Raw genomic sequence first — 2,182 nt, forward strand, 5'->3', positions numbered from 1 at the left:
GCCGTGCCCTTCGCGTTCTTCGCCGTCTTCTTCGCCTATCCCGTCGCGGCCATCGTCGCCCGCGGGCTCAAGGACGGCGGGCGGTGGCAGTTCGGCCGGATCACGGAGGTGCTCGGCGACCCGGAGATCGGGCACGTCCTGTGGTTCACCACCTGGCAGGCCGCCGCGTCCACGGCGCTGACCCTCGCCCTCGCGCTCCCCGGCGCGTACGTCTTCGCCCGCTTCGACTTCCCCGGCAAGCAGCTGCTGCGCGCCGTGGTCACCGTCCCCTTCGTCCTGCCGACCGTCGTCGCGGGCTCGGCGTTCCTGGCGCTGCTGGGCCGCGGCGGGCTCCTCGACGAGCTGTGGGGGATCCGCCTCGACACCACGGTCTGGGCGATCCTCCTCGCGCACGTCTTCTTCAACTACGCGGTCGTCGTACGGACCGTCGGCGGTCTGTGGGCGCAGCTCGACCCGCGGCAGGAGGAGGCGGCGCGGGTGCTGGGCGCCGGTCGCTTCGCGGCCTGGCGCAGGGTGACGCTCCCCGCGCTCGCGCCCGCCGTGGCGGCCGCGGCCCTCATGGTCTTCCTCTTCACCTTCACCTCCTTCGGCGTCATCCAGATCCTCGGCGGCCCGCGCTACGCGACGCTGGAGGTGGAGATCTACCAGCAGACCGCGCAGCTCCTGAACCTGCCGACGGCCGCCGTGCTCTCGATCGTCCAGCTGCTGGCGGTGTGCGTGCTGCTCGCCGTGCACGCCTGGACCGTACGGCGCCGGGAGTCGGCGCTGCGGCTGGTCGACGCGGCGCAGACGTCGCGCCGGCCGCGCGGCGCGGGGCAGTGGGCGCTGCTGTCGGGGGTGCTGGCCTGCGTCGCGCTGCTGATCCTGCTGCCGCTGGCCGTGCTGGTGCAGCGCTCCTTCGACGGGCCCGACGGCTACGGCCCGGCCTTCTACCGCGCCCTCGAATCGGCCGCGGACAACGGCGGCACCTTCGTCGTCGCGCCGCTGGAGGCGATCGGCAACTCGCTCTCCTACGGGCTCGCCGCCACCGCCATAGCCGTGGTCATCGGCGGGCTGGCAGCGGCCGCCCTGACGCTCCGAGGAAGCGGGAAGGGGAGCGCGGGGCGGCTCGTACGGGGCTTCGACGCGCTCCTCATGCTGCCGCTCGGCACCTCCGCCGTGACTGTCGGCTTCGGCTTCCTCATCACCCTCGACAAGCCGCCGCTGGATCTGCGGGACTCCTGGATCCTGGTGCCGCTGGCCCAGGCGCTGGTCGGCGTCCCCTTCGTCGTACGGACCATGCTGCCGGTGCTGCGCGCGGTCGACGTCCGGCTGCGGGAGGCCGCCGCGGTGCTCGGCGCGTCCCCGCTGCGGGCCTGGCGGGAAGTGGATCTGCCGCTGGTGGGGCGGGCGCTGGCGGTCGCGGCGGGGTTCGCGTTCGCCGTCTCGCTCGGCGAGTTCGGGGCAACCGTCTTCATCGCCCGGCCGGACAGCCCGACGCTGCCCGTCGCGGTCGCCCGGCTGCTGAGCCGGCCCGGTGAGATGAACTACGGGCAGGCGATGGCCCTCAGCACCATCTTGATGCTGGTGTGCGCGGTGGCGCTGCTGGTACTTGAGCGCATGCGCACCGATCGTTCGGGAGAGTTCTAGATGGCCCTGCTGCGACTGGACGGCGTGAGCGTCCGCTTCGGCGCGAGGACCGCGCTGGACGCGGTGGACCTGGAGGTCGCCGAGCACGAGACGGTGTGCGTGCTCGGGCCGAGCGGCAGCGGCAAGTCCACGCTGCTGCGGGTCGTCGCGGGGCTCCAGCGGGCCGACGGCGGGCGGGTGACGCTGGAGGGCCGGGACCAGAGCGGCATTCCGACGCACCGCCGCGGCGTGGGCCTGATGTTCCAGGACCACCAGCTCTTCCCGCAGCGCGATGTGGCCGGGAACGTCGCCTTCGGGCTGCGGATGCGCGGGGCCGGCCGCGCCGAGCAGGCCCGTACCGTCGCCGAACTCCTCGACCTCGTCGGCCTGCCGGGCGCGCAGGGGCGCGCGGTCGGCGCGCTGTCCGGCGGCGAGCAGCAGCGCGTCGCGCTCGCCCGCGCCCTCGCGCCCCGCCCCCGGCTGCTGATGCTCGACGAGCCCTTCGGCCAGCTCGACCGGGGCCTGCGCGAGCGCCTGGTGATGGAACTCCGCACCCTCTTCAGCACCTTGGGCA

General features: G+C 74.0%; 2 protein-coding genes. Both read left to right on the top strand.

Annotation, left to right across the window (positions count from 1 at the left end; all coding sequences use genetic code 11):
- A partial coding sequence (locus tag ACFU99_RS41445; RefSeq protein ID WP_384403322.1) for an ABC transporter permease occupies window positions 1–1,629 on the top strand: 1,629 nt, incomplete at its 5' end.
- The coding region (locus tag ACFU99_RS41450) for an ABC transporter ATP-binding protein (protein WP_384403325.1) at window positions 1,630–2,182 on the top strand (553 nt) is incomplete at its 3' end.

It is taken from the genome of Streptomyces sp. NPDC057654 (assembly GCF_042800135.1).
Taxonomy (GTDB): Bacteria; Actinomycetota; Actinomycetes; order Streptomycetales; family Streptomycetaceae; genus Streptomyces.